Here is a 24419-nt window from a genome sequence, read left to right as displayed (position 1 = left end):
TAAAATGCGGCTTGCGCGAAAAACAAATATTATCTAACTTGGCGAGCTGCGTCTTTCCGGCCCTTAAATAGCCGGCAAGCGGCAGGAAACCATCATTCAAGCGGCAAAATTCAACACAGTATGCATAAAAAATTCCTTGCTCTGGGCATTGGCCTGGCAACGATCATGGGTACCGCCGGCACGGTGGCCGCCCAGGACCATGTCAACGCGGTGTCCGCCAAACCGGAAGAAGCACAGAAAGCCCTCATCGGCCGGTGGGATATCACCATCGATCAAAACGGCCAGCAAGCCCCTTCCTGGCTCGAAGTGAAACTCTCCGGCTTCCGCACCCTCGTAGGCTACTTCGTGGCCGCTTCCGGTAGCTCCCGCCCTGTAGCGCACGTAAAATTCGAGAACGGCAAATTCAGCTTCACCATTCCCCCGCAATGGGAAAGCGGTAAGGGCGACCTCACCGTGAACGGCGAGATCACTGCCACCGGCATCAAAGGTACTATCACGTACCCCGACGGCAATTCCTTCCCCTTCACGGGCGTAAAAGCCCCCGAACTGGTGCGCAAAGCCGCTCCCGCCTGGGGCAAGCCCATCCAGTTGTTCAACGGTAAAGACCTCACCGGCTGGAAGGCCGTAGGTGCCGAAAACCAGTGGGAAGTGCGCAACGGCGTGCTCACCAGCCCGAAATCCGGCGCTAACCTCATCTCCGAACAGAAATTCAACGACTTCAAACTGCACGTCGAATTCCGCTACAAAAAAGGCAGCAACAGCGGCGTGTACCTCAGAGGCCGCTACGAAGTGCAGATCGAAGACAGCCCGCAGGGCGCCCACCCGTCTCCCGTTTACTTCAGCGGCGTGTACGGCTTCATCGCCCCCAGCGTCATCAACGCGCTCGGCCCCGATCAATGGCAGACGTACGACATCACCCTCATTGGCCGCCATGTAACCATCGTCGTGAACGGCAAAACCGTGGTGACCAACCAGGAAATCCCCGGCATTACCGGCGGTGCGCTCGACAGCAACGAAGGCGAAGCAGGGCCGATCTACTTCCAGGGCGACCACGGACCGATCGAATTCCGCAAAGTCATCATCACTCCCGCGAAATAACTTTTCGAGGATATCTCCGAAGCCCGTCCCGGTACCACCTGGACGGGCTTTTTCGTTCCCATTTGAATTTTGCAACATCCCCTTTCCCCAGTGCAATTGCCAACTCCCCCGATTTCCGACATTTGGGGTATGCAAAACTTATCCGAAAAAGTGATACTGGTGACCGGCGCCTCCAGGGGCATCGGCGCTACCATCGCCCGCGACCTGGCCGCAGCGGGCGCCAAAGTGATCGTCAATTATGCCGGCAGCAAGGCCGACGCCGAATTGGTAGTGGAAGACATCCGCTCCGCCGGTGGCGAAGCCATCGCCGTGCAGGCAGACGTGAGCCAGGCAGAACAGGTACGCCGGCTTTTCGATACCGCTATCGCACATTTCGGGCGGATCGATGTGCTGATCAACAACGCAGGCATCATGATCACAAAAATGGTGAAAGACACTACTGACGAGGATTTCTCCCGGATGTTCGACATCAACGTGAAAGGCGTTTTCAATACGCTCCGCGAAGCGGCAACACGTTTGGCCGACAATGGGTCGATCATCAATTTCTCGACGTCCGTCAACCGTATCATGATCCCCGGCTACGCGACCTATGTGGCCACCAAAGCAGCTGTGGAGCAGTATACACGGGTATTTGCGAAGGAAGTAGGCGCCCGGGGCATCAACGTCAACACCCTTTCGCCGGGGCCAACTAATACCGAACTGTTCACGAACGGCAAGTCGGATGAAACGATCGCAAGACTGGCGGGCCTTTCCGCCTTCAACCGCATCGCCGACCCGGAAGATATTTCGCGCGTGGCCTGCTTCCTCGCCAGCGACGATGCCAAATGGATATCCGCCCAGAACATCGGCGCCAACGGGGGATGGCATAAAAACCGGGGCGACGTATATCCGTTTACTTTAGTAACGGCTACGTCGCCCCGCACAGGATAGGGTGGTTATTACGAAAAGCTTATATCTTGATTTTCAGGCTACGTTCGGTCGCTTTCTTCATGATGGAAGCGATGCTGACGGGCGCGCCTTTTTTCAGGCGGCTTTCCTGGGCGGCGTCCATGAAGGCGTAAATGCCGATGGTTTCCGCTTCAGGAGCGGGTGCCACGCCTTTCTGGAAGAATTCGATGATCGGGGGCATGAGGGGCGCATAGCCGGTGAAATCGCCCAGCGCCATGTGGCCTTTGTCGCCGAAGGCATGTCCGCCGAAATTCCACATATCGTTCTTGAAACCGCGCAGCGTGCCCATGCGGCCTCCCTCCCATTCTCCGACCACAACGTCTGAATCGCCCGCCTGGTGATGGGTGACGCGGAGACAGTCGGGCCCCAGCATCGTAAACAGCATTTCAACGCCGTGGATGCCGTACCAATACAGGTCAGGGTGCGAAGGTTCGGTGGGTGTGGGCGAAAAGATGTCTGCCCCCTTTACCTTCCCGATCTTCCCGTTGCGCACTTCCTGCACGCTTTCGATGTAGCGGAGGGTGCTGGAGGAAAAGATGGGTACCTTGTAATGACGGGCGGCGCGGTAAATGGTGAGCACTTCCGTAAGTGAAGCCGCTATTGGCTTGTCGATAAATACGGGCTTGCCAGACGGGAAAACTTCCAGCGCCTGCGCCAGGTGCTCGGTGCCGTCGTTGGTTTCGAGCATGACGATGTCGCATTCCTGGAGGAGCTTTGCGATGGAATCCACCACTTTCACGCCCTGCGCTTCGATGTTGGTCGTGTTCCGGGGGATCATGTCCATGCTGGACTTGATTTTCCGGCTTCCGTGGGGATAGGCTACGGTTACGCGCATGCCGCCGAATTTGTCGCCCGCATCGGGGGCGTTGAGGATCCGGGCGAAATGGGGACCATGTTCAGTGTCCAGCCCGATCACGCCGATGCGCTTGCCGGCGAGGGAAAGGGTTTCGAGCGCGGAAAGCTTACCGGAAAAGGCGAGGCCGAGGCCGGAAAGGGCGGCCGTTTTGAGGAAGGTCCTGCGAGGATGTCCTTGTTGCATACAGGGAAAGATATTTTTACGATTTTACTAACGTGGTGATCAATTAGCCATAAAAATATATTTATCCCGGCAACTTTTTAATATTTTTTATAAACGGTAAGAGAAATTTTATTTCGGGACATCGGGTTTGGGTGCCCGGGATACTTCATTCAATCCGTTACCTTCCCATTTATAGATGACGGTCCAGGCCAGGGAATCGCTTGTTTCCTCTCCCCATACCAATCCTTTCTCGTCCAGCCCGCTCAGCGTCAGGAAAGGCGTGGCGTTGTTCCCGCCGCGGGGCAGCACCTGTGTCAGCCGGAGACTGTCCTTGTTCCGCAGGAAAACCGCGTAATAAATCCGTTCATCTTCCGGGCCCAGCACCGAAAAGGAAGCGATGGCATCAGGATCGCCGTCGGCATCAAAGTCGCCCAGCACGAGCGGAAATTCCCGGGAAAGCAATTTGAACTGATTTTCATTGGCGGGGCCGAACTGGCGGAGGAACGCGGAATCCGACCGGATGGCCTGGAATGCGGCCGCGACGCGCGCCATTTCCTGCGGATATTCGTTCTCGTCCTGCCCCAATGAATCAGCGGCATTTTGGGACCGGGAGGGCGACTGGCAGGCCGTGATAAAAACGGCGCAGGCAACAGTGCATAATTTGGGGAGGGATAGGGGGAACTTTTTCATATCCTAAATATAAAAAAAACGCTGGCCCGTTTCACACGGCGGGCCAGCGGAGGTGTCAATTGCGATCGCATTGCGGCTCAGGCAATAGCGTATCTTTTCTGTTCGTACTTTTTCCAGAAATAATAGGGCACGGCCATGATAGCCAGCGCCACGAAGGGGAATACGACCTCGAACGTAGGATCGCCAACGAAAGCGCGGGAAGCGAAGGCGCCGAGGAAATTGAACGCGAAGCCCGCGTACGCCCATTCCTTGATGGCTTTGAAGCGGGTTTGCAGGATAGCCACCGCGCCGAGGATTTTCGCTACGCCCACGATGCTCAGGAAGTATACGGGGTATCCCAGGTGCTGCATGATCTCCACGCCGGCTTGCTGGCGGGAAATGCCGCCATAGCCATCCATCAGCATCAGCAGCGCGAATATTACGGTCGAGGTCCAGTAAATAATTTTGATCGTGTTAGGTTTCATGGGTCAGATTTTTTGCGTGATTGTCTGACACAAAGCTAACACGCATCCGCCGGTTGAACCGCGTACGTTTCAGCCAAAAAAGGGGTAAAATGCGACAGATTACTTTTGCGCCAGCAGGTTCTTATAGATGATACCGTCTTTCATGATCAGCGAGAGGTTCTTTTCCGGGTCTGCCAGCAGCTTGATATCCTGTATCGGATCGCCGTTCACGAGGATCATATCGGCCAGCGCCCCTTCTTCCAGCACGCCCAGCTTGCCTTTGTACGGGCTCCGCTTACCGGAAAGCGCCAGCAGTTCGCCATTGTTTTTTGTAGCCATCTGGAGGATCTCCACAGGCTTGAACCAGCGCGTCATGGCTACGAGCCGGGCTCCCTGCCGCCGGGCATTTTTCGCGTTGAAGAGCGCATCCGTTCCCCAGGCCAGCTTCACTTTGTATTTCTTTGCGAGTGCATAAGCATTATCCGTTCCGCCGTACATTTCGAGCTGCTTCTCACGGTTTTCGCCGGTTTGCGGATTGCTGTCTTCATCGTCAATGAACGGTTGCAAAGACCACCATATCCCTTTTTCGGCGATCAGCTTCGCAGTAGCCTCGTCAGCCAGCTGCCCGTGCTCGATACATTTCACGCCCGCTTTGATGGCGATCTGCATCGCTTTCGGCGTGTAGGCATGCACGGTAACGTACGTTCCCCAGTTTTCCGCCGCTTCCACCGCCGCATGGAACTCCGCTTCCGTATATTGGGCCACATCGAGCGGGTCGTACATGGAGCTGACGCCCCCTCCTGCCATGAGCTTCAGTTGGCTCGCACCGGCCATGAGCTGCTCACGCGCCCGGAGCAATACAGCGTCCGCTCCGTCGGCGACAGCGGCAGCCCTGATCCGCTCGGTATAACTGAGCGGCTCGTTTTCAGCCCTCGGCACTTCATACGGCAACCGGAAATCGCCATGGCCGCCGGTCTGGCTGATAAACGCTCCCGACGGCCAGATGCGCGGCCCCGGCGTAGCGCCTGCGTCTATCGCATCTTTCAGCCCGAAAATGGGGCCGCCCATGTCGCGCACGCTGGTGAACCCGCGCATGAGCGCTTCCCTTGCGTTCATTGCCGCCATTAACACCACGAACCCGTAATCTTTCGCCATGACCATCACTTGCGTTACATTGGCGAACATGCAATGGTAATGCGCGTCGATGAGCCCTGGCATGAGGAATTGGCCATTCCCCTCGATGATCGTGGTGTTCATGCTGCGATCGGTAGCGATGGGGCCGGTCGAGATTTTAGTGATGACGTTGCCGGTAACCAGCAGATTTCCGGTGAAGGGAGCCGCATCCTTGCCGGTAAAGATCCGGACATTGTTGATGAGCGTAACGGGTTGTGGGCGTTCTTGTCCCAGCATGATGCCAGGCGCGATGAGCGCAAGCGCGGAGATGATCCATTTCATAAAGAAGGTTTTGGGGCCACAGGGCCGTGTGTGGATAGAAAACGGACATCCCAGCCAAAAGGTTCACTACCGCAGCTTCAGCACAGCCCAGACGGAAAGCATCGCGGAGATGACCGAAGCCACCGTGCGCACGAGGTTCCAGCGGTTCCAAGGCCCCTCGAACCGGAGGCGCCACTCTTTGAGCACGCCCTCCCCTGCGGAGGCCAGGTCTTGCTTGTCCAGCCACTCGTTCAACGGCACATTGCATGCCACCGTTACCCCGAACACGCCGACGATATAAATCGCCGCAGCCGCTGCCAGCGCCCACCACGCCGCGTCCGGCGGCTTCGAGAACTGTTGCCACGAACCGAAAGGCAGCAAAAATACCGGCGCCATGAAAACGACCAGGAACCAGGGGTTCAGGATGGCGCGGTTGATGGATTGGATCGCGGAAAGATAAGCCCCGTCCTTGATCCGCCCGATCCCGGGAACTACTGACACCGCGTAGGCGTAAAAGACACCGGCCGACAGGCAGGTCGTGATCGTGGCCGCGAGCAGCACCAGTCCGGGAAAACCTTCAGTAAGAGATGCCGGGTGTTTGTCTGAGATATGCATGAGATTTGATTTGCTGTAACATAAAATGCGCCACGTCTGCCCGCGACACTTTCACCTGGATCCTCGGATCGTTGGCTGCGAAACCGTGGCGGTACTTTTCCGTCAAAGGCCCGTCTGTCAGGTTCCCCGGCCGAACGATCACCCAATCCAGCCCGCTGCTGCGCACATGCGATTCCTGCAGCGCATGGTCGGCGAAGCCTTTTTTCAGGATGAACGGAACGATGATGAACCGGAACACGAAAGGCGTGCGGCGAAGCGTTGCCACGCTATCCCCATACCCCAGCGACGTCTGGCAGACGAACCTACGGATACCGGCCGCCTGCATGGCTTTCACGATGTTGAGCGTGCCCTGGGAACGGATGGTGCCGATCTTGTTGGCCGGCGAGCCCAGCGTGGACAGCACCGCATCGTGCCCTTTCACCGCTTCGCGGACGGCCGCTTCGTTGAGCGCATCTCCGGCGAGCTTGGTGAGCAGGGGATGTTCGATATCGAGACTGGCAGGGTTACGGACGAAAGCGGTTACGCGATGCCCCGCTGCGAGGGCCTGTTGGGTAAGTTGGCGGCCTGTTTTACCGTTGGCGCCGAAAATGATGAGTTGCATGGGTGATAATTTTCAACAAAGCTACTCCGGCCGCGAAGGGAGAAATAGAACAAAACCGACAAAAAAAGGGGAACGGGTTAACGGGGGAAATGGGCAGACAGGTTATCGATGACCGGCCCCGCCTCCTGGAAGCGCAACGGGCTGCAACCGGCGAACTCCTGGAACGCGCGGATGAAATGCGACTGGTCGGCATAATCGTTCCCGTAAGCGAGATCGGACAATTTCCCGAACTGCCCTTCCCGCATTTGCTGCAGCGAAGCCTGGAATTGGGAAATGCGGGTAAACAGCTTGGGCGAAATGCCGGTGTATTGCTTGAACCTGCGCTCGAAACTCCGTTCCGTCATGCGCAGTTCATCGCGAAGGTCTTTCATGGATAAAGTGCCCTGTGCGCCCTGGATCCGCTGCAACGCCGCTTCGATCACGGCGTCTTCCTGCCGGCGGTTTCGCTCGAGCTGTCCGGCCACGAACGCCGAAAGCCCCTGCAGCTGCGCCTCCCCGGGGGCATCTTCCAGCCAGCCCGCCAGCGCGGGTTGCAGCTCGCGGGCATCGATGCATCCGTCCGTCAGTTCACCGGCATTCAAACCGAACACCGAACGGAGCGCCCCGGGCCGCAGCACCATCCCGCTGATCCCGAAAACCCCTTCCAGGCGGAGCGCGGCGTGGCGGGTGGATTGGCCGTAGAGGAATACCGCCGGCAACAGTTTGTTTTCCTGGTAGAGCACGCCTTTTTCCGGATGCTGGAAAATCAGGCCCGGACTGGCGTCGGCCAGGGTGCGGAAAGCCTGCGCTTCCTCACCGGCATGGCTTTCCAGCGTCCAGCAATAACTGACGAACTGGCGGAGGCCCGGCGGCGGCGGAAGTTGACGGTAGATCATCGGAACAAATGTAGCGATTTAATATGTCGTAAATCCCCCGCTAATTTGTCGATAATACAACCCGTTTTACAGCTGGAATGGCGGTAGTTTTACAGCATGCCCGAACTGCCCAAACTATTGCTTTATTCCCTGTCCATCAACGAGCGGCAATACATGGCGCTCAACCAGCTGGTGGGCAAGGAAACCGCCGACATCCGGATCGCATTCATCGAGAACGCGGCCGACGTGATCCCGGATTCGGAGCCCTGGGTGCGCTCCATCCGCAACGCTTTCAAACGCCGGGGCTACCAGGTGGAGCCCATCGATCTCCGCGTCTGGCAACGCCGCCCGGACCAACTGGCGCGCCGGCTGGCGTCCAAAGACGTTATCTGGATGGGTGGCGGCAATACCTATTATTTACGCTGGATCCTGAAAGCCAGCGGGGCCGACCATATCATCCGCCGGCTGGTGCGCGACGGCAAGGTTTTCTGCGGATGGAGCGCCGGCGCCATCGTTGCCGGGCCTACCATCGAGCATTTCGAGCTGATGGACAATGCCGAAGACGCGCCGGAGCTCGTGCTCGAAGGCCTGAACCTCACCCAGATCATCATCATTCCCCATATCGACAATGCCGACTTCATCGAAGGCGCCCACATGGCCAATATGCAGCTCCAGGCCGCAGGATACAGCACCCTTCCGCTGGGCGATACCGAAGCCCTGGTAATCGACGGTTGCAGCCAGCGGATCATCGACTAGGATTTCCCGTAAGTATTCGCCTAAAAGTGTTAATTTTCCGCAGTTTACATGTGGGAGGATATGATCATGACTCATGCAATAGATCTGCGGACCGTTAACGTGACCCGTTACGTGACGCCACTGCGCGAAGGCGGCTCCCTGCCGGCCATCGCGGAAGCGGACGACGGGTTCCTGTACGTCCTGAAATTCCGGGGCGCCGGGCAAGGGGTGAAATCGCTCATCGCCGAGTTGATCGGCGGGGAAATAGCGAGGGCCCTGGGCCTGCGGGTGCCCGAGCTCGTTTTCGCCCATCTCGACGAGGCTTTCGGCCGTACCGAAGGGGACGAAGAAATACAGGACCTGCTGAAAGCCAGCGTTGGCCTGAATCTCGGGCTGCATTACCTCTCGGGCTCCGTCACATTCGACCCCAATGCCGCCGAAGTGGACGCGATGCTGGCGTCGAAGATCGTCTGGATGGATTGCCTGCTCACGAACGTGGACCGCACCGCGCGGAACACCAATATGCTTTGGTGGAACCGCGAGCTGTGGCTCATCGACCATGGCGCGTCCCTCTATTTCCATCATTCGTGGGACAATTGGGAAGAACAATCCCTCAAACCGTTCGTACAGGTGAAAGATCACGTACTGCTGCCTTACGCTTCGCAGCTGAAGGAGGCGGATGCCTTACTGCGGCCCCTGCTGACGGAAGACCGTCTCCGGGCTATTACCCGTCTGCTGCCCGACAGCTGGCTGACTACCCATGGAGAATCGCCCGAGGCGGTGCGCGAAGTGTATTTCCGCTTCCTGCAAAACCGGTTGGCACATTCCGATAACTTTTTAAACGCCGCGCTGCATGCCAGAACTGCCCTTATATGAATATGCCGTGGTGCGCGTGGTACCGAAAGTGGAACGGGAAGAGTTCATGAACGTGGGCGTTATCCTCTATTGCCGGCCAAAACGGTTCCTGGGCTGCATCATTACCCTTAACGAGGAAAGGTTGAAGGCCCTCAGCCCGGAGCTCGATTTCGACGAACTGAAAGCGTTTGCCGAAGGGTTCGAAAGAACCTGCCGGGGCGAAGGCCCCATTGGCCAGCTCGACCCCGCCAGCCGGTTCAGATGGCTCACCGCCCAACGAAGCACCATCCTGCAAACCTCCCGGGTACACCCCGGCCTCTGCACGGAGCCGGAAGGAACGCTGGAACGCCTGCACCGCGAGCTGGTGCTCTGACCCGAGATCCGGGCGGCCTAATTGCCAAATAATGAGTAGCTTTGCACGTTTTATTATTATAGTAGCAAAAGTACATGAAGACATATTTCCGGCTATTGTCGTTTGCCAAACCGATTGAGAAGTACGCTATCCCATATATTCTCTTCACCATTGTGGGAGTTATCTTCGGGACGTTGAACCTGGCATTGGTAGCGCCCCTGCTTTCCACGCTCTTCCTGAAAAAAGAGGCAAACAGCCCTTCTCCGACCGAAGCTGCTACTGCCGTTGCTGCTGCCCCTGCTGAACCGCCCAGCATTTTCAAGATCACCGATTACATGGATTACCATACGAACCAGCTGCATGCACAATATGGTACATTCACAACATTGATGTTCGTTTGTATCGTCATCGTTGCATCGGTCATCATCAGCAATATTTTCAAATACATGGGTGAACGGACGATGGAAAACCTCCGCATCCACACCCTCCTCAACCTGCGCAAAACCGTTTTTAACAACGTTATGGGTCTCGACATCGCCTATTTCAACAATGAAAGGAAAGGCGACATCATTTCCAAAGTGGCATCGGATGTGCAGGTGGTACAATTTTCCGTGACCAGCACCCTCCAGGTGGTCTTCAAGGAACCCTTGCAACTCATTGCCTATCTCGTTGTACTGTTCATGATCTCGGTTAAACTGACGTTGATGTCGATGCTGGTGATCCCGATCGCCGGCTGGCTCATTTCCAAAATCGTGAAGCGCCTGAAAGCCCAGGCCGCCGAATCACATTCCTCTTACGGTATGATGATCAGTTATCTGGACGAGGCACTTTCCGGCATCAAGATCATCAAGGCATTCAATGCGGTTCCCTTCATCCGGAAACGCTTCGACAACGAAAACCAGCGTTACAGCGGTATCATGCGCTCTATGGCCCGTCGCCAGCAAATGGCCAGCCCCGTTTCCGAAACATTGGGCGTGATCATGGTGGCCGGTATCGTACTGTACGGCGGTTACCTCATTTCCAATAAATCCAGCGAATTGGAGCCCGGCGCGTTCATCGCTTACATTGCCATTTTCTCTCAGATCATGCGGCCGGCCAAAGCCATTTCACAGTCGTTCACCAACATCCACTCCGGCATCGCCGCAGGGGAGCGCGTATTGTCGCTCATCGACGAAAAACCCAATATCGTCGACAAGCCCGATGCTATCCAGATCCACGATTTCAGGGAAGCGCTCGAATTCCGCGACGTGACGTTCGGTTACCAGGAAAAGAAAGTGCTCGACCATGTGAACTTTACCATTAAAAGAGGCATGTCCGTAGCCCTGGTAGGGCCTTCGGGCGGAGGTAAATCCACGCTGATGGACCTCATCCCCCGGTTTACCCAGCCCTGGAGCGGGGAAATCCGGATCGACGGGCATAATATCCAGGATTATACCATGGATTCCCTCCGCTCCCTCATGGGCACGGTAAACCAGGAAACTATCCTCTTCAACGATACGATTTTCAATAATATCGCGTTTGCATACCCGGAAGCTACCCAGGAACAGGTGGAAGCAGCTGCCCGCATTGCCAATGCGCACGAATTCATCATGGCGTCAGAAGAAGGGTACCAGACGCGCATCGGCGACCGCGGCGTGAAACTGAGTGGCGGCCAGCGCCAGCGTATCTGCATCGCCAGGGCCGTATTGCGCAACCCGCCCATCATGCTGCTCGATGAAGCCACTTCCGCCCTCGACACCGAATCGGAACGCCTCGTTCAGGACGCCCTCAACAACCTCATGAAAAACCGCACCTCCCTCGTGATCGCCCACAGGCTGAGCACCATCCAGAGCGCGGACATGATCATCGTGCTCGAAGGCGGCCGCATTGTAGAAACCGGCACTCATTTTGAGTTACTGGAAAAGAATGGGCTATACAGAAAGCTGATCGAGATGCAAACATTTGGTGGCAATTAAAAATATTTTTATATATATTCGCTTTTTTTGTAACTTATATAAGTTTTTTGCAAAATCGATTGTAACATCTTTGCCAAGCTATCCGTTATACCTGTATTGCGAACAGTACCTGACTATAAGCGAAAGAAAGGTCAGCAGAAGGCCTGTCTTTGTTAAAAAACCCGAATTAATCGACCTGGGATGGAAAATAAATCATTCACAGTAGGATTACTGATATCTACCTACAACTGGCCCAAGGCGCTGGAGGCCGTATTGAAAAGTGTGATGCGCCAAACCCGGCTGCCCGACGAGATCATCATTGCCGATGATGGCTCCGGCGCAGCAACAGAGCTGGTCATCCGCAAATATGCGGCGTTGATGGGTATACCATTCCGGCATGCATGGCATGAAGACGATGGTTTCCGTAAAAGCATTATCCTCAATAAGGCAGTTAAGCTGTCGGAATCCGAATATATCATCGAAATCGATGGCGATATCGTGCTGCACCCGAAGTTCGTGGAAGATCATATCCGCCACGCACGCCGCGGTATCTTCATCCAGGGCGCCCGCACCATGGTAGAGGAGCACCGCACCGGCAGCATCCTCAGCAACGGCGCATTCGATCCCATCTATTGCTTTTCCCCCGGCATCAGCAACCGCTTCAATTCCCTCCGCATTCCCCTCCTTTCCTGGCTCTTCCAGCTGTCCAAACAGGACGCCACGAAAACCCGGGGTTGCAACCTCGCATTCTGGAAAAACGATTTTATCGCCGTAAATGGCTATAACAATACTTTCAGCGGCTGGGGCTCGGAAGACAATGAGTTTGCCGCCCGGCTGATCAATGCAGGCATCAAGAAAATCAGGTTGAAACTGGCCGCGAATTGTTACCACCTCCATCACAAATGCAACAGCAAATCGGAAGTGGAAGCCAATGAATACCGCTACATGGAAACGATCCGGTACAATATCATTTCATGCCTGAACGGTTACGCCGAAGTGTAGACCGACCAAGCCAGCCAGATCAGCAGCGGATATAAAATCCATTTTACAATTTTATAGGTATTGGTCCGGAAGAGGTTGCTTTTCCGGAATCCGCCATTATCGTTGAAACGCCGTGTGATCCCTTCAATTTTCCCTCTCCGCAGATTCCCCCACAACAGGCCCAGATCGTGGCTCAGCCGCAATAACACCACATACCAGTACACCAATAGCCCGGGCTTTGCTTTCCGCTTGATGGACTGCACCGTGGTAGCGATACATTCTATCGCCAGAACGCCCCCGATAAAAATACCGATAGGCCCCAGCAGCGCAGGTTTCACAACAGCCGCAACGATCGCCGCCACAACGGCCAGCAATACCGTTTCCACCGTATTGGGCAACTCCCGCGACGCATGCTGCGGCAATTGTTCCGGTAACAGCGCATTGCCGGTCCCATAGCGGAACGGCCGCTTGAAATCGGGCGCTTCGTTTTTCCACCAGGGGTGATTCACTTCGGCGGCCGGGAGCGTCCGGTAATTTTCGTATTGATTGGCGGCGCGCACTTTCAGGAAAAAATCCACGTCTTCACCCCCGCCCGATTTCGGGTACACCTCCGAAAACCGGATGTTCCCGATGGCGGAACGGCGCACCATGATATTGGCCGTGGCGCCCCAGGCAAAATCTTTCCGGTGCTCCGCGATCGTGAAAATATCCATGCTGCCGCTGGCGAGGATGGCGTCGGAGAAAGGCTTTCCGGGCGCCGGGAGGCGGACAAGGCCGATGAACCCCGTGGCCCGGGGCTCCTGCTCCGCAGCACGGGCGTAGATTTCCAGTAGATCAGCAGGAACGGTGATATCGTCGTCGAGGAACAATACCCAGTCGCCATCCCCGGATTCGATCCCGCGGTTGCGCGTATAAGCGGCGCCCATGTTCTGCGGATTTACCTCCAGGAACACGTCCGTCCCGTTCACCATATCAGCAATAGCCGGTGAAACCGCCACTTCCGGGTTGTCGGACAGCAGATAGAACCGCACCCTCGCCCCTGCAGGCCTTTTCAGCTGCAGAATGGGCACCAGGTAATGTTCGATAAGCCGGAAAGATGGAATTACAACGTCTATGCTGACCCCCATACAGGATATTTAAAGTGAATGACAGTCCGGGAAAAATTTACACCCGGGGGTCGCAAAAATAGATTTTTTCGCGCTATGTTATCCGAAGAAAGACAATTCGCTGGCAGATTTATTTTCGGGCGAAATGTAACGTTCTGGGCCTCTGTGCGTTGCCATCCCGCCATAACAATCCTTACTCAAGTTTGTTATTTCTGGAAAACGAATCAGCATGCAAAGAATCCTCGTTCCGGTAGACTTTTCAGACACAGCCTTCCATGCCGCACGGTACGCCATTTCCCTCGCCCGACAGATACAGCCGGCGTCGATCACCCTGTTCCATGCCTATGGGCTCCCTCCCGCCGCCAACTCCACCGTCATGGCCGTGCTCCCGGGCGATTCCCCGGAATATATTCATGGCGTGGAAACGGAAATGGCCAAATGGAAGCAGGACCTCCAATCCGAGCTCGTGGAATATGTGCAGCTGGATACACACATTAACGGCCTCCCCTTCATGGAAGCCGTGCAGGCCGCCACGAAAGCCGCGCAGTTCGCCTTCATCGTGATGGGCATTACCGGGAAAAGCCCCCTGGGACAACGTTTCATCGGCAGCAATGCGCTCGATGTGGCCCATAGCACACACGTCCCCCTCATCATCGTTCCCACCGCCGCCGAACCGCGCAAAGTGAAGCGCATCCTCTTCGCGTACGACCGCAAGCAGGTGCTGCAGCCCGAACAGGCGGAAGCCGTCCGCTCCCTGCTCAAATCCCTCGACGCGCACATCGAAGTGGTGCATGTTTCGAAAGACGAGCCCGACAACACACCGCCGCCCGCGCTCACCGAAGCTTTACAAATCGAAGCCGCGCAATACCGCGAGATCCAGCATACCGACCTGGTGGCCGCCATCCAGCAATATGCCGGGGAAACGAATGCAGACCTGTTGCTTGCCATCCCCGGGGAATACGGCTTCTTCGCGGAACTGTTCCACCGCAGCGCCACCAAACAACTGGCATACAACGCCGGGATTCCCGTGCTCGTGATCCGTTGACGATATCCTTTTCAAAATGGGACGGCCCGCAAACGATGATCGCTTGCGGGCCGTTTTCCTATCAGGGTAAATTAATCTTTCAAATGCCGTACCGGGTTGGTGCGCGCGGCTTTCACCGCCTGGCTCCCGACCGTCAACCAGGCGATCGCCAGCGCAAACATGCCCGCCACCACAAAGTACCACCACTGCAGTTCGATGCGGTAAGCGAAAGTATCGAGCCAATTACTGGCGATCCAGTAGCCAATGGGCAATGCCACACAAATTGCTACCAGCACCAGTTTCGTAAAATCGGCCGACAACAGGTAAATGATATGCGCGCCGCTCCCGCCCAATACTTTCCGGATGCTGATCTCTTTCATCCGCCGCTCCGCCGAAAACGCCGCCAGGCCAAATAAGCCGAGGCAGGAAATAAGGATCGCGATCCCCGCGAAATAACGCGACAATACGCCAACCCTCGACTCCGTCTGATATACGGCCTGGAAGTCTTCGTCCATGAATTTCAGCTCGGGTACGCTGCCGGGATTCATTTCGCGGATAAGCGATTCGATGCGCGCCACGGTTTCCTTCGTGTTTTCCGGCCGCAGTCGCGCCACCACTGCCGATGCCTGGTCTGGACGGAAATAATACAGCCAGGGCGACATCGCCTTGTGCACCGATTTGAAATGGAAATTCTTTACCACACCTATGATCTTGCATTTGTCGCCCCAAAACGTGACTTCCTTTCCTACCGGATCGCTGAGCCCCATCACGGCCACGGCCGCCTCGTTGATGATGAGGCCCGAGCTGTCGGACGGGAAATCTGCGGAATAAGAACGGCCCTGCGCCATTTGGAGGCCCATCGTTTCGATGAAGCCCACGTCGATCGACTGGCATCCGAATTCAATATTCGCATCTTTATCTTTTCCCGGCCATTCCACCCCGGTGGTAGTGCCCCAATGCGTGGTCACGTTGCCGGTGGCGTTGCTCGCGTTTACCACGCCGGGCAGTTCGCGCAGCCGTTGCATGAACAGGCGGCTTTCTTCTTTCATAGGCCCTTCCTTGAAAAAATAGACCACATTCTCCCGGTCGTACCCCATGTTCTTATTTTGTACGTAGCGCAACTGCATAAACACCACGATCACTGCCAGGATCAGTACGATCGAAATCGAGAACTGGAAAACCACCAATCCTTTGCGCACCCATAATTCGCGCAGCGACGAAGTAAAGTTGCCTTTCAAAATCGCCACCGGCCTGAATCCCGACAGGTACAGCGCCGGGTAACTCCCTGCCAGCAAGCCCGTTGCCAACGTCAGCACCGCGAAAAAACCGATCAGTCGCATATCCGCAAAAAGCGTCAGTTGTTTCGCTGTTACGGTATTGAAAAACGGCAGCAGCAGGTAAACCGCTGCCAGCGCCACGATGAACGATATAAAAGATATCAGCACCGATTCACCGAGGTACTGGAAAATGAGCGAGCCCTTCCCCGCACCAATGGCTTTTTTCACGCCTACCTCCTTCATCCGCCGCGATGCGCGGGCCGTAGACAGGTTCATGAAATTGATGCTGGCGATCAGCAAAATGAAAATCGCGACGAGCGAAAACAGCCGCACATATTCGATCCGCCCTCCATCCTGCACGCCGTTCGTGAAATTCCCGTACAGATAGTTTTCCGAATGCCGCTGCGTGCTCAACTTTACGGACGTAAAATCGATCTTCGTATTGATGTAATCCGCTATCTTTTTGTTGAACGCGCCAACATCCGCCCCGGGCTTGAGCATGACGAAGGTCATGGCATTATGGTTGTCCCAATGCACATTGAATTCCTTTAGAAAAATATCGTAAGACAGGATGTAATCGTACGGTTCGGAAACGTTTGGCGGCAGATCCCTGAAGATCCCCGAGATCGTGAATTGCCGCTTCTGCTGCCAGGTAACCGGCTTGCCGATGAGCCCTTCCGTAGTATGGAACATTTTCCTGGCCATGGATTCGGACAGCAGTATGGATTCCTTCCCGGACAGCGCTTTTTCAGGATTGCCGTCTGCCAGCGGAAAAGGGAAGATCCGGAAGTAATCCTGGCTGGCGAACAGATGTCTCGCTTTAAAGCTTTCCGTGCCCGTGCCGATCGTGAATTTGGGCATCGTACCCGGCGGCCGCGTGGCTACCGCATACTCCACTTCCGGAAAATCCTGTTTCAGGGCCTCGGCCAGCACGCCAGGCGTGTGCAGCGACGTTTTGATGCCGGCCGTTTGATGGTGGTTGCCCAGCACATGCAGGATGCGCGCATCGTGCGGGAAGTTTTTATCCATCCGCCACTCGTCCATTACCCATAAACAAATCAGCATGGCGCAGGCCAGTCCGCTGGAAAGGCCGATGAGGTTAATGAGAAACGTGGTCCTGAATTTTTTGAAATTCCGGAAGATCAGCAGCAGGGAATGCCTGAACATAAGCGAAATATTGGTCGAATCGATGGGAACAATCCCCGTGCCGGCAATCAAACCGGCCACCATGGCGGATTCTGAAATCAAGGCACGTTCGATGGCGAACAGGGGGCGTCCGCTTTCGGACACTGAGCAAACCACCTGCGCCCATTAATTTCGGAAAAGTGGAAAATAACCGCTCCAGGAGTGAAGCGGTCTCTACACTCCATCTGAATTGACCTTTCACCGCCCCCAATCCCGTTTCCGGGAAGGTGCCGGCAATCAGCCAAAAAATGAATGCATGCATTCATTAGTATAAAAATAGTCTAAATTTGGATATAATAAAATGTTTATCTACTAATCGATTGCAATTTATCTGTTAAATTGACGCTGGAAACATTACAAATTGAATTACAGTTTACTCAAACAACTGATCGATCTGACGGAGGCGTATGAGCAATCGGGCGGCAATGGGAAAGGTGATATCAAGGATTTCGTGCGATGGTTGCGGGAAGGCGAATCGCCGGAAACGGTCAGGACCACGGACCATTACAGCGACGACCACGTACCCGGTCTGATCAGCAAACTGCTGGTGTATATGCACCGGTACGCCAAACTGTATTTCAAGCGCGCCCTGGAAAGCAGGCCTATACAATCGATGGACGAGTTCGGCTACATGGTTTCGCTCCTGCAGTACGGCCCCATGAATAAGACGGCCCTCATCCAGCAGAACATCCAGGAAAAACCGACGGGCATGGAAATCATCAACCGGCTCGTGAAACTCGGCTTCATCGAGGAAACGCCCGACCCGGGAGACAAGCGCAGCAAACTCATCCAGGTAAGCGGCGCCGGCCAGCAGATGATGGGTGCGCTTTTCGGCGATATGGACAAAATTTCGCGGCTCATCCTCGGCGATCTCCTCCCCCGCGAACAATACCGCCTCCTCGAAATGCTCGAACGGCTCCACTGCTTCCACAAACCCATTTTCCAGGACGATCTTCAGACGCTCGACGATCTGCTCGACAAAAAGTCGCCATGATCCCTTATCAATTGTTATCTTGTTGCCTCAACCATTCCTGTACCGGATGAGCAAAGGGGCGTTCCTGTCGATCGTATGCACACTCTGTTGCTGGCTGTCTGTTGCCGGCCAGTCCGCCTTCCGCGTGCTGGAAGACAGTTCCCGCCAGCTATCGCCCGCTGCGGTGCTGGACGCCTGGAACGAAGGGCGTTTCCGGTCCCTGGAGCCCGCCTATCTCAATCCCGGTTACACCACCTCGCATTTCTGGATCGCCGTTTCCGCGCCCGACGTGGCTTTTGCGGACAGCAAGCTTCTCGTGCTCGACAATCCGCACATCAACCGCCTCGAGTGGTATGGTTCGGGACATCAGTCCATGCGGCTGATCGCCCTCACCGGCGATTACTTCCCCTTCCGCCAGCGGCCCCTCATCCATCCTTCGTTCGTGTTCAAATTCAACAACGGGCCCGGCCTGTATTTCCTCAAAATCGACAAGCACCACGAATCTTTGCAGGCGCCGCTGCGGCTGGCCGACAGTGCCCCGTTCCTCGCAGAACAGGAACGCATTGCCCTGGTGAACGGTATTTTGACGGGGATCGTGCTGCTGATCGTGCTTTTCGGCGCGTTCCTCTATGTGAACACGAAAGACGCGGTGTATGGCTGGTACGCGCTCTATGTACTGAGCACGCTGGGCTGGATATGGTCGAACAACGGACTGGGTTTCCAGCATCTGTGGCCGGATTCGGCGTATTTTCCCAGTCGCTCGAGAGTGGTGTTCGTGCTGTTCAATTTCATTTTCACCGTCCAGTTTTTGAAGGTATTTACCGGCCTGGGGCAACGCGGGAGCCGGTTGCGGCAGCCTTTGCTGTTTGCCCAGGGCGTTTGGATGGCCATGCTCGTGGCTACGCTCTGGCCCATCGATTACCAGCGGTACGCGCAGGCCACCATGGTAATTCTACGCGCGTTGCCGTTCTTTTCGCTCGCGGCGCTGGGGCTTATGGTGGCGGGCTTGATCTATAAAGTGGCCAAAGGGAACCGTCCATCGCTCATTTACCTCGCCGCCGTGTCGGTATTACTGTTTTTCGCGGTGATGGAAGACCTGTTTCACCTGGGAAAAGTGAAACTCCCCGTTTTCTTCGCGCATTACGGATTGTTTGCGGGGATCGTGCTGGAAATGATCATCATCACCTTCGGCCTCGCCGCGCGGTTTTCGCGCTACCGGAAAGAAAAGGAAACCCTGCTGGCGGCGATGCACGATCAGCAGAAGAAATTGACGGATACGATCGTGACGGTGGAAGAAAATGAAAGGAAAGAACTGGCGGACAGGCTGCACGACGAAATCGGTTCCCTCCTCGCCCTCGCTTCTCTCCAGCTCGACGCGGCGAAGGGCAACCCGCTTTCCGGTGCGGAGCCGGTAGACCGTGCCAGTGGCATCATCCGCGAGATCAGCGAAACCGTGCGCAACATCAGCCACCAGCTCACACCGGTGGCCATGGAGAAATACGGGCTTGTAAAGGCGGTGACGGATCTGACATCCATCGCCAACGCATCAGGCCGCATCCGCATCGAGCTGGTGATCATCGGGTTCGGGGACGATGCGCAATATTCCCGGAATTTCAAGAACATATTATACCGCATCATCCAGGAGCTCCTGCAAAACGTACTGCGCCACGCCGAAGCGGGGCATGTGCTCATCCAGCTCATCGAGCACGACGATCATTGCGCTCTGCTGGTGGAAGACGACGGCAAGGGCATTTCCGGCGACCTGTCAGACCCGCGCCTGCTGCGCAGCATCCGTTCCAAAGTCAGCTACCTCGAAGGTGTGATCCATATAGAAAACCAAAACCAGACCGGCGCGCTGATCAACATCGAGCTGCCGCTGCCGAAATTGAATTGAACGTATGTCCGAATTGAGACTTCTTATAGCCGACGACCATCAGCTCCTCATCGACGGGATGCTGTCGCTGCTCCGCGAAGCGGGCGGTTACACCCTGCTGGAGCCCGTTAACGATGGCCGCGCACTGCTCGAAAAACTGGCGGCGACGCCGGTAGACGTCATCCTCCTCGATCTCAACATGCCGCACCTCGACGGCATCCGCGCCCTTGAAAAAATCAGGCGGCTCTATCCCAGGGTGCGCATCCTCATCCTGACCAACTACAACCAGCCGCAGCTTGTAGCAGAAGTGCGCAAGCTGGGCGCGAACGGTTACCTGCTCAAAAATGCGTCGGCCGGCGAATTGCAGCAGGTGATCCGGCACATCGCCGACGGCGGCGAGTGGTTCGCAGACCTCGATGTAGAAGAAGAACCGCTCCCATCCTACTTCCTGGACGAATTCATGAAGAAATACCATCTTACCAAAAGGGAGGTCGAAATTATCCGGATGGTGGGCAGCGAGCTCACGAGCAAGGAGATCGGTTCCCGGTTGTCTATCAGCGAATTCACGGTCAATACCCACCGCAAGAATATCATGCGCAAGCTGGAGGTCCGCAACATTGCGGGCATCCTTAATTTCGCCAGAACGCACGGTTTATTGTAGCATCCGCACGATTTCCATACAGGCGCGACTGTTATGACAGGGCCCTTTCGAGAATCCGGCTTTTTCTTCCGGGATGGGCGTATTGTCGCGGTTTACGCCCCAGCGCCATTCGCCAAGCTCGCGGTCGAGGATGTAATTTTCGATGAACTGCCAGGTGTCTGCCGCCTGTGTAAGATATTTTTCATTCCCGCTTACCTGCCAGGCGTTTACGAGCCCTACCATCGCTTCGGCCTGCGGCCACCAGCGTTTCTCTTCCACGATGTGTTTCGTTTCCAGATTCGCTTTGTACCACATGCCGCCGTCGGCATCCATGCCTTCGAGCGCCGCGTCGGTGAGTTGCAGGGCGGCTTCGCGGGTGCGCTGGATGAGGGTTTCATCGCCCAGGGCTTCGGCTGCGCGCTGGAGTTGCCAGGCGGCCTGGATGTCTTTCCCGTAGGAAACGAGGTTGCCTTCGGGCTTCCATTCCGTGTCGAAATACAGGTGGAGGTGATGCGTGACGGGATCGATGATCTTATCGAGGAAAAGCTGGATCAGGTCGTGGAGGTGATGGCGGAGGGTATCGTCTTGCCAAACCGCAAAGAGCGCCGTGAAGCCTTCGAGGATGTGCAGTTGGTCGTACACCGATTTGATATCCGGTTTTTCCGGCTGCCAGTCGCGCGTGCAGGCGCCGGTGTAGCCACCGCGGACGGGGTCGTGCGCATAGAGTTGCAACAGGCTGTAAATGCCTTTGGCGAGGTTGAGGTTTTCGTTGGACGGGCGCAGCTGTTGCCAGGTGGCGAGTGCGTACAGGGCGATGCCCATGGCGTGGGGCTCTTTTTTGGGGTCCTGGCACCGGCCGGCGTAATCGGTGTCCCACACTACGCCGCCGAATTCGGGGTCTATACAATATTGCCGGAACCAGGTGTGGGCGCGTTCCGCCGCGGCGAGCCATTCCGCCCGCCCGGTCTGCAGCGCGCCTGCGGAAAAGCTTTGCAGGATGCGCGCCATGGGCACGGAGCCTTTGATGGCGAAGGGGTCTGGCTTTCCGTCGGCCGACATCTTCCCATAAAACCCGCCGAAGCGGTGGTCCGTCATTTCCCGGTCCCAAAATCCAAGGATATTATCTCTTTCCCGTTCGAGTGATTGCCTGAGGGTTGTTTGCATCATTTCCATAGCTGATTAATGACCTGGCGGTTGCAGCCTGGTGGCGGCGAGCCTGCGCCCCGTTTCCAGCTCGCGGATGAAGGGCAGCCCGTTTTGGAGGTAGAGCCGCTCGCTTTGGTCCAGGTAATTGTCGAGCTGAAAGAACATCGCCGCGCGGTTGGCGCCCAGCACCTTGATCATGCGGCGATAGTAGCGGGTTTGCAGGTCCACGAATTCGCGGTCGTTTTTAAGGATGTTTTTGGTGAGATTGTGTAACAGGGGCTCGTCGAGCAGCTCGTACTTTTCGTTGTAATCCCGCAGCAAGACGCTGCGCATCTGCGCGATGGGCATTTTTTCTTCCGCGTAGGCGTAGAAGGTTTCGAGGAAAGCGGGCTGTTCGCCGCGGCCCACGCGGAGCATTTCGGTAAATACCGCTTCGCGGGTGCGGCCGAAGAGGCGGAGTACCACGTCTTCGGTGAGCGGAACGTTGGCCGAGGCCGTGTCCTGCCCGAAAAGGGAAGCACTGCTGAGGAGTGCGCCCAAAAGTGTCGTCAACATCAAATTGCTCATACCACAGTTTTTAAGCACCGGAACGGCCGGCGCCATTTTACCAAATGGGGATTCCTGACAGGGGCGATGATGGAGGGGTAAAAATTCATCCATACGCAAAATGTTGAAGACAACGGCGGGCTACATCAATACAACAACGGAAAGGGCTGTGTTGTTGTAAATGGATGTGGAATGAAGGAAAAGATATCTTCTAACTTTCCCGTGCTTTTTTGGACAAAAGTCAAGGAAAAGGAAGAAAGACTGAATTGTGTTCCGAAAAGCATGCAATAAAGGAGAATTCCTCCAAAACACGCGCCAATACTAAATTTCACTATTTTTGCAGTTGTTTTAAAAAGCACCAAAATATGCGGAAAGGATTTATTATCAGCGCGGTCATCGCACTCGCCGGCACCTTCCTCCTCGGCTGGTTCGCCAGCCCCTGGTGGTACGTGGCCACGGCGGCCATGGCCGGTTTGACAGTGATGGGAATCAACGACATGATGCAGACGAGACATTCCATTATGCGCACCTACCCTGTCTTCGGGCGGATGCGTTACTGGATGGAAGCACTCCGCCCCAAAATGTACCAGTATTTCGTGGAGTCCGATATCGATGGCCGGCCCATCAACCGGATCGACCGCTCCACCATTTACCAGCGTGCCAAGCAGGAAATGGACACCATGCCCTTCGGTACGCAGCTCGATGTGTATGAAGAAGGCTACGAATGGATGAGCCATTCCATCGCCCCGAAAGATTTTCATAAACTGACCCATAACCCGCGCGTGACGATCGGGAACAAAGACTGCAAGCAGCCTTATGACGCCAGCATCTTCAACGTATCGGCCATGAGCTTCGGCTCACTGAGCAGCAACGCCATCGAGGCGCTCAACGCCGGCGCGAAAATCGGCGGCTTCGCCCATAACACGGGCGAGGGCGGCATCAGCCCCTATCACCTCAAACACGAAGGCGATATCATCTGGCAGATCGGTACGGGCTATTTCGGCTGCCGCGACGATGAAGGGAAATTCTCCGACGAAGTGTTCCAGCAAAACGCCCTGAAGCCCCAGATCAAAATGATCGAACTGAAGCTGAGCCAGGGCGCCAAGCCCGGCCACGGCGGCATCCTCCCGGCAAAAAAGAACACCCCGGAGATCGCGGCGATCCGCCACGTGAAACCCGGCACCACCATTTATTCTCCCCCGTTCCACACGGCGTTCAATAACCCGAAAGAACTGGTACTGTTCATCCACCGCATGCGCGAGCTTTCCGGCGGCAAACCCACCGGCTTCAAATTGTGCATCGGCCGGAAAAGCGAATTCATCGGCATCTGTAAAGCTATGATCGAGCTGGACATTTACCCCGACTTCATTACCGTAGACGGCGGTGAAGGCGGTACCGGCGCGGCTCCCCAGGAATTCAGCAACCACGTGGGCGCACCGCTGCTCGACGGCCTCGCGTTCGTGCACAATATGCTCAACGGGTTCAACATCCGCCAGCATATCAAGGTCATCGCTTCCGGCAAGATCCTTTCCGGCTGGCACCTCGTGCGCGCCGTAGCCCTCGGGGCAGACGCCTGCAACAGCGCCCGCGCCATGATGATGGCCCTCGGCTGCATCCAGGCGCTGCAATGCAACTCGAACAAATGCCCGACCGGCGTGGCCACGCAAGACCCCGCCCTGTCTGTAGGGCTCGTGGTGTCCGACAAAAAACAGCGCGTCGCCAATTACCATGAAGATACCCTCAAAACGTTCGTGGAATTGATCGGCGCGGCGGGGATCGACGACTACAAAAAGCTCACCCGCTCCCATATCTACCGCCGCGTGTTCATGAACGAAGTGCGCACGTTCGAAGATATCTTCCCGAGCCTGGAACCCAACTGCATGCGCGAAAACCGCATCCCGGAAAAATATAAACAGGACTTCGAACAGGCGTTCGCAGACCGCTGGGCGTAAACCGACCGTTTACCCACCAAAAAGGCCGCTCCATTTCCCGGAGCGGCCTTTTTATTTCACCCTTTCCCGCCTTCCCCGCATCAATTATCAGCAACCCCGCCTGCTATTTTTTTCGTATATTCATTGAGTATCAACCAAA

At 55.9% G+C, this 24419-nt stretch carries 23 protein-coding genes; 12 read left to right on the top strand and 11 right to left on the bottom strand.

From position 1 onward, the window contains the following. Window positions 1-120: 120 nt before the first annotated feature. Window positions 121-1098, top strand: a complete 978-nt coding sequence (locus WJU22_RS15160; protein WP_341839027.1) for a DUF1080 domain-containing protein — start codon at window positions 121-123, stop codon at window positions 1096-1098. Window positions 1099-1227: 129 nt separating this feature from the next. Further along, the gene (locus tag WJU22_RS15155) at window positions 1228-2028 is read left to right on the top strand and encodes an SDR family oxidoreductase (RefSeq protein WP_341839026.1); all 801 of its coding nucleotides are present in this window, start codon (window positions 1228-1230) and stop codon (window positions 2026-2028) included. A gap of 19 nt (window positions 2029-2047) precedes the next feature. Here WJU22_RS15155 and WJU22_RS15150 read toward each other — a convergent pair whose 3' ends face one another. The 7 genes from WJU22_RS15150 to WJU22_RS15120 form a co-directional block, all read right to left on the bottom strand. After that, window positions 2048-3085 (bottom strand): Gfo/Idh/MocA family protein, encoded by a 1038-nt coding sequence (locus tag WJU22_RS15150; RefSeq protein ID WP_341839025.1) that lies wholly within the window; start codon window positions 3083-3085, stop codon window positions 2048-2050. 108 nt (window positions 3086-3193) lie between these two features. Further along, window positions 3194-3754 carry a hypothetical protein gene (locus tag WJU22_RS15145; RefSeq protein ID WP_341839024.1) on the bottom strand — a complete coding sequence of 187 codons (561 nt, stop codon included), beginning with the start codon at window positions 3752-3754 and terminating at the stop codon, window positions 3194-3196. Window positions 3755-3831: 77 nt separating this feature from the next. Next, on the bottom strand, window positions 3832-4218 hold the full coding sequence (locus WJU22_RS15140) for a DoxX family protein (RefSeq protein ID WP_341839023.1): 387 nt from the start codon (window positions 4216-4218) through the stop codon (window positions 3832-3834). Between the two features lie 99 nt (window positions 4219-4317). Further along, window positions 4318-5652 carry an amidohydrolase family protein gene (locus tag WJU22_RS15135; RefSeq protein WP_341839022.1) on the bottom strand — a complete coding sequence of 445 codons (1335 nt, stop codon included), beginning with the start codon at window positions 5650-5652 and terminating at the stop codon, window positions 4318-4320. A gap of 66 nt (window positions 5653-5718) precedes the next feature. Next, complete coding sequence (locus tag WJU22_RS15130) at window positions 5719-6246, bottom strand: DUF1772 domain-containing protein (protein ID WP_341839021.1); 528 nt, start codon at window positions 6244-6246, stop codon at window positions 5719-5721. Further along, window positions 6209-6847, bottom strand: a complete 639-nt coding sequence (locus WJU22_RS15125) for an SDR family oxidoreductase (protein WP_341839020.1) — start codon at window positions 6845-6847, stop codon at window positions 6209-6211. Before WJU22_RS15125 ends, WJU22_RS15130 begins: the two co-directional genes overlap by 38 nt. A 77-nt stretch (window positions 6848-6924) precedes the next feature. After that, a complete protein-coding gene (locus WJU22_RS15120; RefSeq protein WP_341839019.1) occupies window positions 6925-7722 on the bottom strand; it encodes a helix-turn-helix transcriptional regulator in 798 nt (265 codons plus the stop codon). Window positions 7723-7818: 96 nt separating this feature from the next. On the opposite strand from WJU22_RS15120, the gene WJU22_RS15115 reads away from it, so the two are divergent. The 5 genes from WJU22_RS15115 (at window position 7819) to WJU22_RS15095 (ending at window position 12579) form a co-directional block, all read left to right on the top strand. Then, entirely contained in the window at window positions 7819-8457 is a 639-nt protein-coding gene (locus tag WJU22_RS15115) for a Type 1 glutamine amidotransferase-like domain-containing protein (RefSeq protein ID WP_341839018.1), read from the top strand. Between the two features lie 66 nt (window positions 8458-8523). Then, entirely contained in the window at window positions 8524-9312 is a 789-nt protein-coding gene (locus WJU22_RS15110; protein ID WP_341839017.1) for a HipA family kinase, read from the top strand. Then, window positions 9290-9664 carry a DUF3037 domain-containing protein gene (locus tag WJU22_RS15105; protein WP_341839016.1) on the top strand — a complete coding sequence of 125 codons (375 nt, stop codon included), beginning with the start codon at window positions 9290-9292 and terminating at the stop codon, window positions 9662-9664. Before WJU22_RS15110 ends, WJU22_RS15105 begins: the two co-directional genes overlap by 23 nt. A gap of 74 nt (window positions 9665-9738) precedes the next feature. Beyond that, window positions 9739-11598 (top strand): ABC transporter ATP-binding protein, encoded by a 1860-nt coding sequence (locus WJU22_RS15100; protein ID WP_341839015.1) that lies wholly within the window; start codon window positions 9739-9741, stop codon window positions 11596-11598. Between the two features lie 180 nt (window positions 11599-11778). Next, the gene (locus WJU22_RS15095) at window positions 11779-12579 is read left to right on the top strand and encodes a glycosyltransferase family 2 protein (RefSeq protein ID WP_341839014.1); all 801 of its coding nucleotides are present in this window, start codon (window positions 11779-11781) and stop codon (window positions 12577-12579) included. Here WJU22_RS15095 and WJU22_RS15090 read toward each other — a convergent pair. Next, the gene (locus WJU22_RS15090) at window positions 12564-13685 is read right to left on the bottom strand and encodes a glycosyltransferase family 2 protein (RefSeq protein WP_341839013.1); all 1122 of its coding nucleotides are present in this window, start codon (window positions 13683-13685) and stop codon (window positions 12564-12566) included. The genes WJU22_RS15095 and WJU22_RS15090 overlap by 16 nt on opposite strands. Window positions 13686-13893: 208 nt before the next feature. On the opposite strand from WJU22_RS15090, the gene WJU22_RS15085 reads away from it, so the two are divergent. Beyond that, window positions 13894-14709 carry a universal stress protein gene (locus WJU22_RS15085; protein WP_341839012.1) on the top strand — a complete coding sequence of 272 codons (816 nt, stop codon included), beginning with the start codon at window positions 13894-13896 and terminating at the stop codon, window positions 14707-14709. Window positions 14710-14780: 71 nt separating this feature from the next. Here the strand turns inward: WJU22_RS15085 and WJU22_RS15080 are convergent, their stop codons facing one another. After that, window positions 14781-17213: an ABC transporter permease gene (locus WJU22_RS15080; protein WP_341839011.1), complete on the bottom strand. Its 2433-nt coding sequence runs from the start codon at window positions 17211-17213 to the stop codon at window positions 14781-14783. A 298-nt stretch (window positions 17214-17511) separates the two neighbouring features. On the opposite strand from WJU22_RS15080, the gene WJU22_RS15075 reads away from it, so the two are divergent. From WJU22_RS15075 to WJU22_RS15065, 3 genes are read left to right on the top strand one after another with little or no spacing between them, the layout of a single operon-like run. Further along, a complete protein-coding gene (locus tag WJU22_RS15075; RefSeq protein ID WP_341839010.1) occupies window positions 17512-18144 on the top strand; it encodes a MarR family winged helix-turn-helix transcriptional regulator in 633 nt (210 codons plus the stop codon). A 22-nt stretch (window positions 18145-18166) separates the two neighbouring features. Beyond that, window positions 18167-20017 carry a sensor histidine kinase gene (locus WJU22_RS15070; protein WP_341839009.1) on the top strand — a complete coding sequence of 617 codons (1851 nt, stop codon included), beginning with the start codon at window positions 18167-18169 and terminating at the stop codon, window positions 20015-20017. A 4-nt stretch (window positions 20018-20021) separates the two neighbouring features. Beyond that, window positions 20022-20657, top strand: a complete 636-nt coding sequence (locus WJU22_RS15065) for a response regulator transcription factor (RefSeq protein WP_341839008.1) — start codon at window positions 20022-20024, stop codon at window positions 20655-20657. Here the strand turns inward: WJU22_RS15065 and WJU22_RS15060 are convergent. Both WJU22_RS15060 and WJU22_RS15055 read right to left on the bottom strand, forming a co-directional pair. After that, window positions 20649-21803 (bottom strand): AGE family epimerase/isomerase, encoded by a 1155-nt coding sequence (locus WJU22_RS15060; RefSeq protein WP_341839007.1) that lies wholly within the window; start codon window positions 21801-21803, stop codon window positions 20649-20651. The genes WJU22_RS15065 and WJU22_RS15060 overlap by 9 nt on opposite strands. Before the next feature lie 12 nt (window positions 21804-21815). Continuing rightward, window positions 21816-22349, bottom strand: coding sequence for a hypothetical protein (locus tag WJU22_RS15055; protein WP_341839006.1), 534 nt, complete (start codon window positions 22347-22349; stop codon window positions 21816-21818). Window positions 22350-22693: 344 nt separating this feature from the next. On the opposite strand from WJU22_RS15055, the gene WJU22_RS15050 reads away from it, so the two are divergent. Further along, a complete protein-coding gene (locus tag WJU22_RS15050) occupies window positions 22694-24280 on the top strand; it encodes an FMN-binding glutamate synthase family protein (protein WP_341839005.1) in 1587 nt (528 codons plus the stop codon). The last annotated feature ends 139 nt before the right edge of the window (window positions 24281-24419 follow it).

The sequence above is a fragment of the Chitinophaga caseinilytica genome (assembly GCF_038396765.1).
Lineage (GTDB): Bacteria > Bacteroidota > Bacteroidia > Chitinophagales > Chitinophagaceae > Chitinophaga > Chitinophaga caseinilytica.
Note: the sequence above shows the minus strand (reverse complement) of the source record. Positions and strands in the feature narration are given on the sequence as shown.

Excerpts from the sequence above, each read along its gene's own strand:
- WJU22_RS15125 (WP_341839020.1), bottom strand. The coding sequence starts at position 6,847 with ATGCAACTCATCATTTTCGGCGCCAACGGTAAAACAGGCCGCCAACTT.
- WJU22_RS15050 (WP_341839005.1), top strand. The coding sequence starts at position 22,694 with ATGCGGAAAGGATTTATTATCAGCGCGGTCATCGCACTCGCCGGCACC.
- WJU22_RS15140 (WP_341839023.1), bottom strand. The coding sequence starts at position 4,218 with ATGAAACCTAACACGATCAAAATTATTTACTGGACCTCGACCGTAATA.
- WJU22_RS15095 (WP_341839014.1), top strand. The coding sequence starts at position 11,779 with ATGGAAAATAAATCATTCACAGTAGGATTACTGATATCTACCTACAAC.
- WJU22_RS15100 (WP_341839015.1), top strand. The coding sequence starts at position 9,739 with ATGAAGACATATTTCCGGCTATTGTCGTTTGCCAAACCGATTGAGAAG.
- WJU22_RS15060 (WP_341839007.1), bottom strand. The coding sequence starts at position 21,803 with ATGATGCAAACAACCCTCAGGCAATCACTCGAACGGGAAAGAGATAAT.
- WJU22_RS15145 (WP_341839024.1), bottom strand. The coding sequence starts at position 3,754 with ATGAAAAAGTTCCCCCTATCCCTCCCCAAATTATGCACTGTTGCCTGC.
- WJU22_RS15130 (WP_341839021.1), bottom strand. The coding sequence starts at position 6,246 with ATGCATATCTCAGACAAACACCCGGCATCTCTTACTGAAGGTTTTCCC.
- WJU22_RS15065 (WP_341839008.1), top strand. The coding sequence starts at position 20,022 with ATGTCCGAATTGAGACTTCTTATAGCCGACGACCATCAGCTCCTCATC.
- WJU22_RS15085 (WP_341839012.1), top strand. The coding sequence starts at position 13,894 with ATGCAAAGAATCCTCGTTCCGGTAGACTTTTCAGACACAGCCTTCCAT.
- WJU22_RS15155 (WP_341839026.1), top strand. The coding sequence starts at position 1,228 with ATGCAAAACTTATCCGAAAAAGTGATACTGGTGACCGGCGCCTCCAGG.
- WJU22_RS15135 (WP_341839022.1), bottom strand. The coding sequence starts at position 5,652 with ATGAAATGGATCATCTCCGCGCTTGCGCTCATCGCGCCTGGCATCATG.
- WJU22_RS15110 (WP_341839017.1), top strand. The coding sequence starts at position 8,524 with ATGACTCATGCAATAGATCTGCGGACCGTTAACGTGACCCGTTACGTG.
- WJU22_RS15115 (WP_341839018.1), top strand. The coding sequence starts at position 7,819 with ATGCCCGAACTGCCCAAACTATTGCTTTATTCCCTGTCCATCAACGAG.
- WJU22_RS15150 (WP_341839025.1), bottom strand. The coding sequence starts at position 3,085 with ATGCAACAAGGACATCCTCGCAGGACCTTCCTCAAAACGGCCGCCCTT.
- WJU22_RS15055 (WP_341839006.1), bottom strand. The coding sequence starts at position 22,349 with ATGAGCAATTTGATGTTGACGACACTTTTGGGCGCACTCCTCAGCAGT.
- WJU22_RS15160 (WP_341839027.1), top strand. The coding sequence starts at position 121 with ATGCATAAAAAATTCCTTGCTCTGGGCATTGGCCTGGCAACGATCATG.
- WJU22_RS15090 (WP_341839013.1), bottom strand. The coding sequence starts at position 13,685 with ATGGGGGTCAGCATAGACGTTGTAATTCCATCTTTCCGGCTTATCGAA.
- WJU22_RS15120 (WP_341839019.1), bottom strand. The coding sequence starts at position 7,722 with ATGATCTACCGTCAACTTCCGCCGCCGCCGGGCCTCCGCCAGTTCGTC.
- WJU22_RS15105 (WP_341839016.1), top strand. The coding sequence starts at position 9,290 with ATGCCAGAACTGCCCTTATATGAATATGCCGTGGTGCGCGTGGTACCG.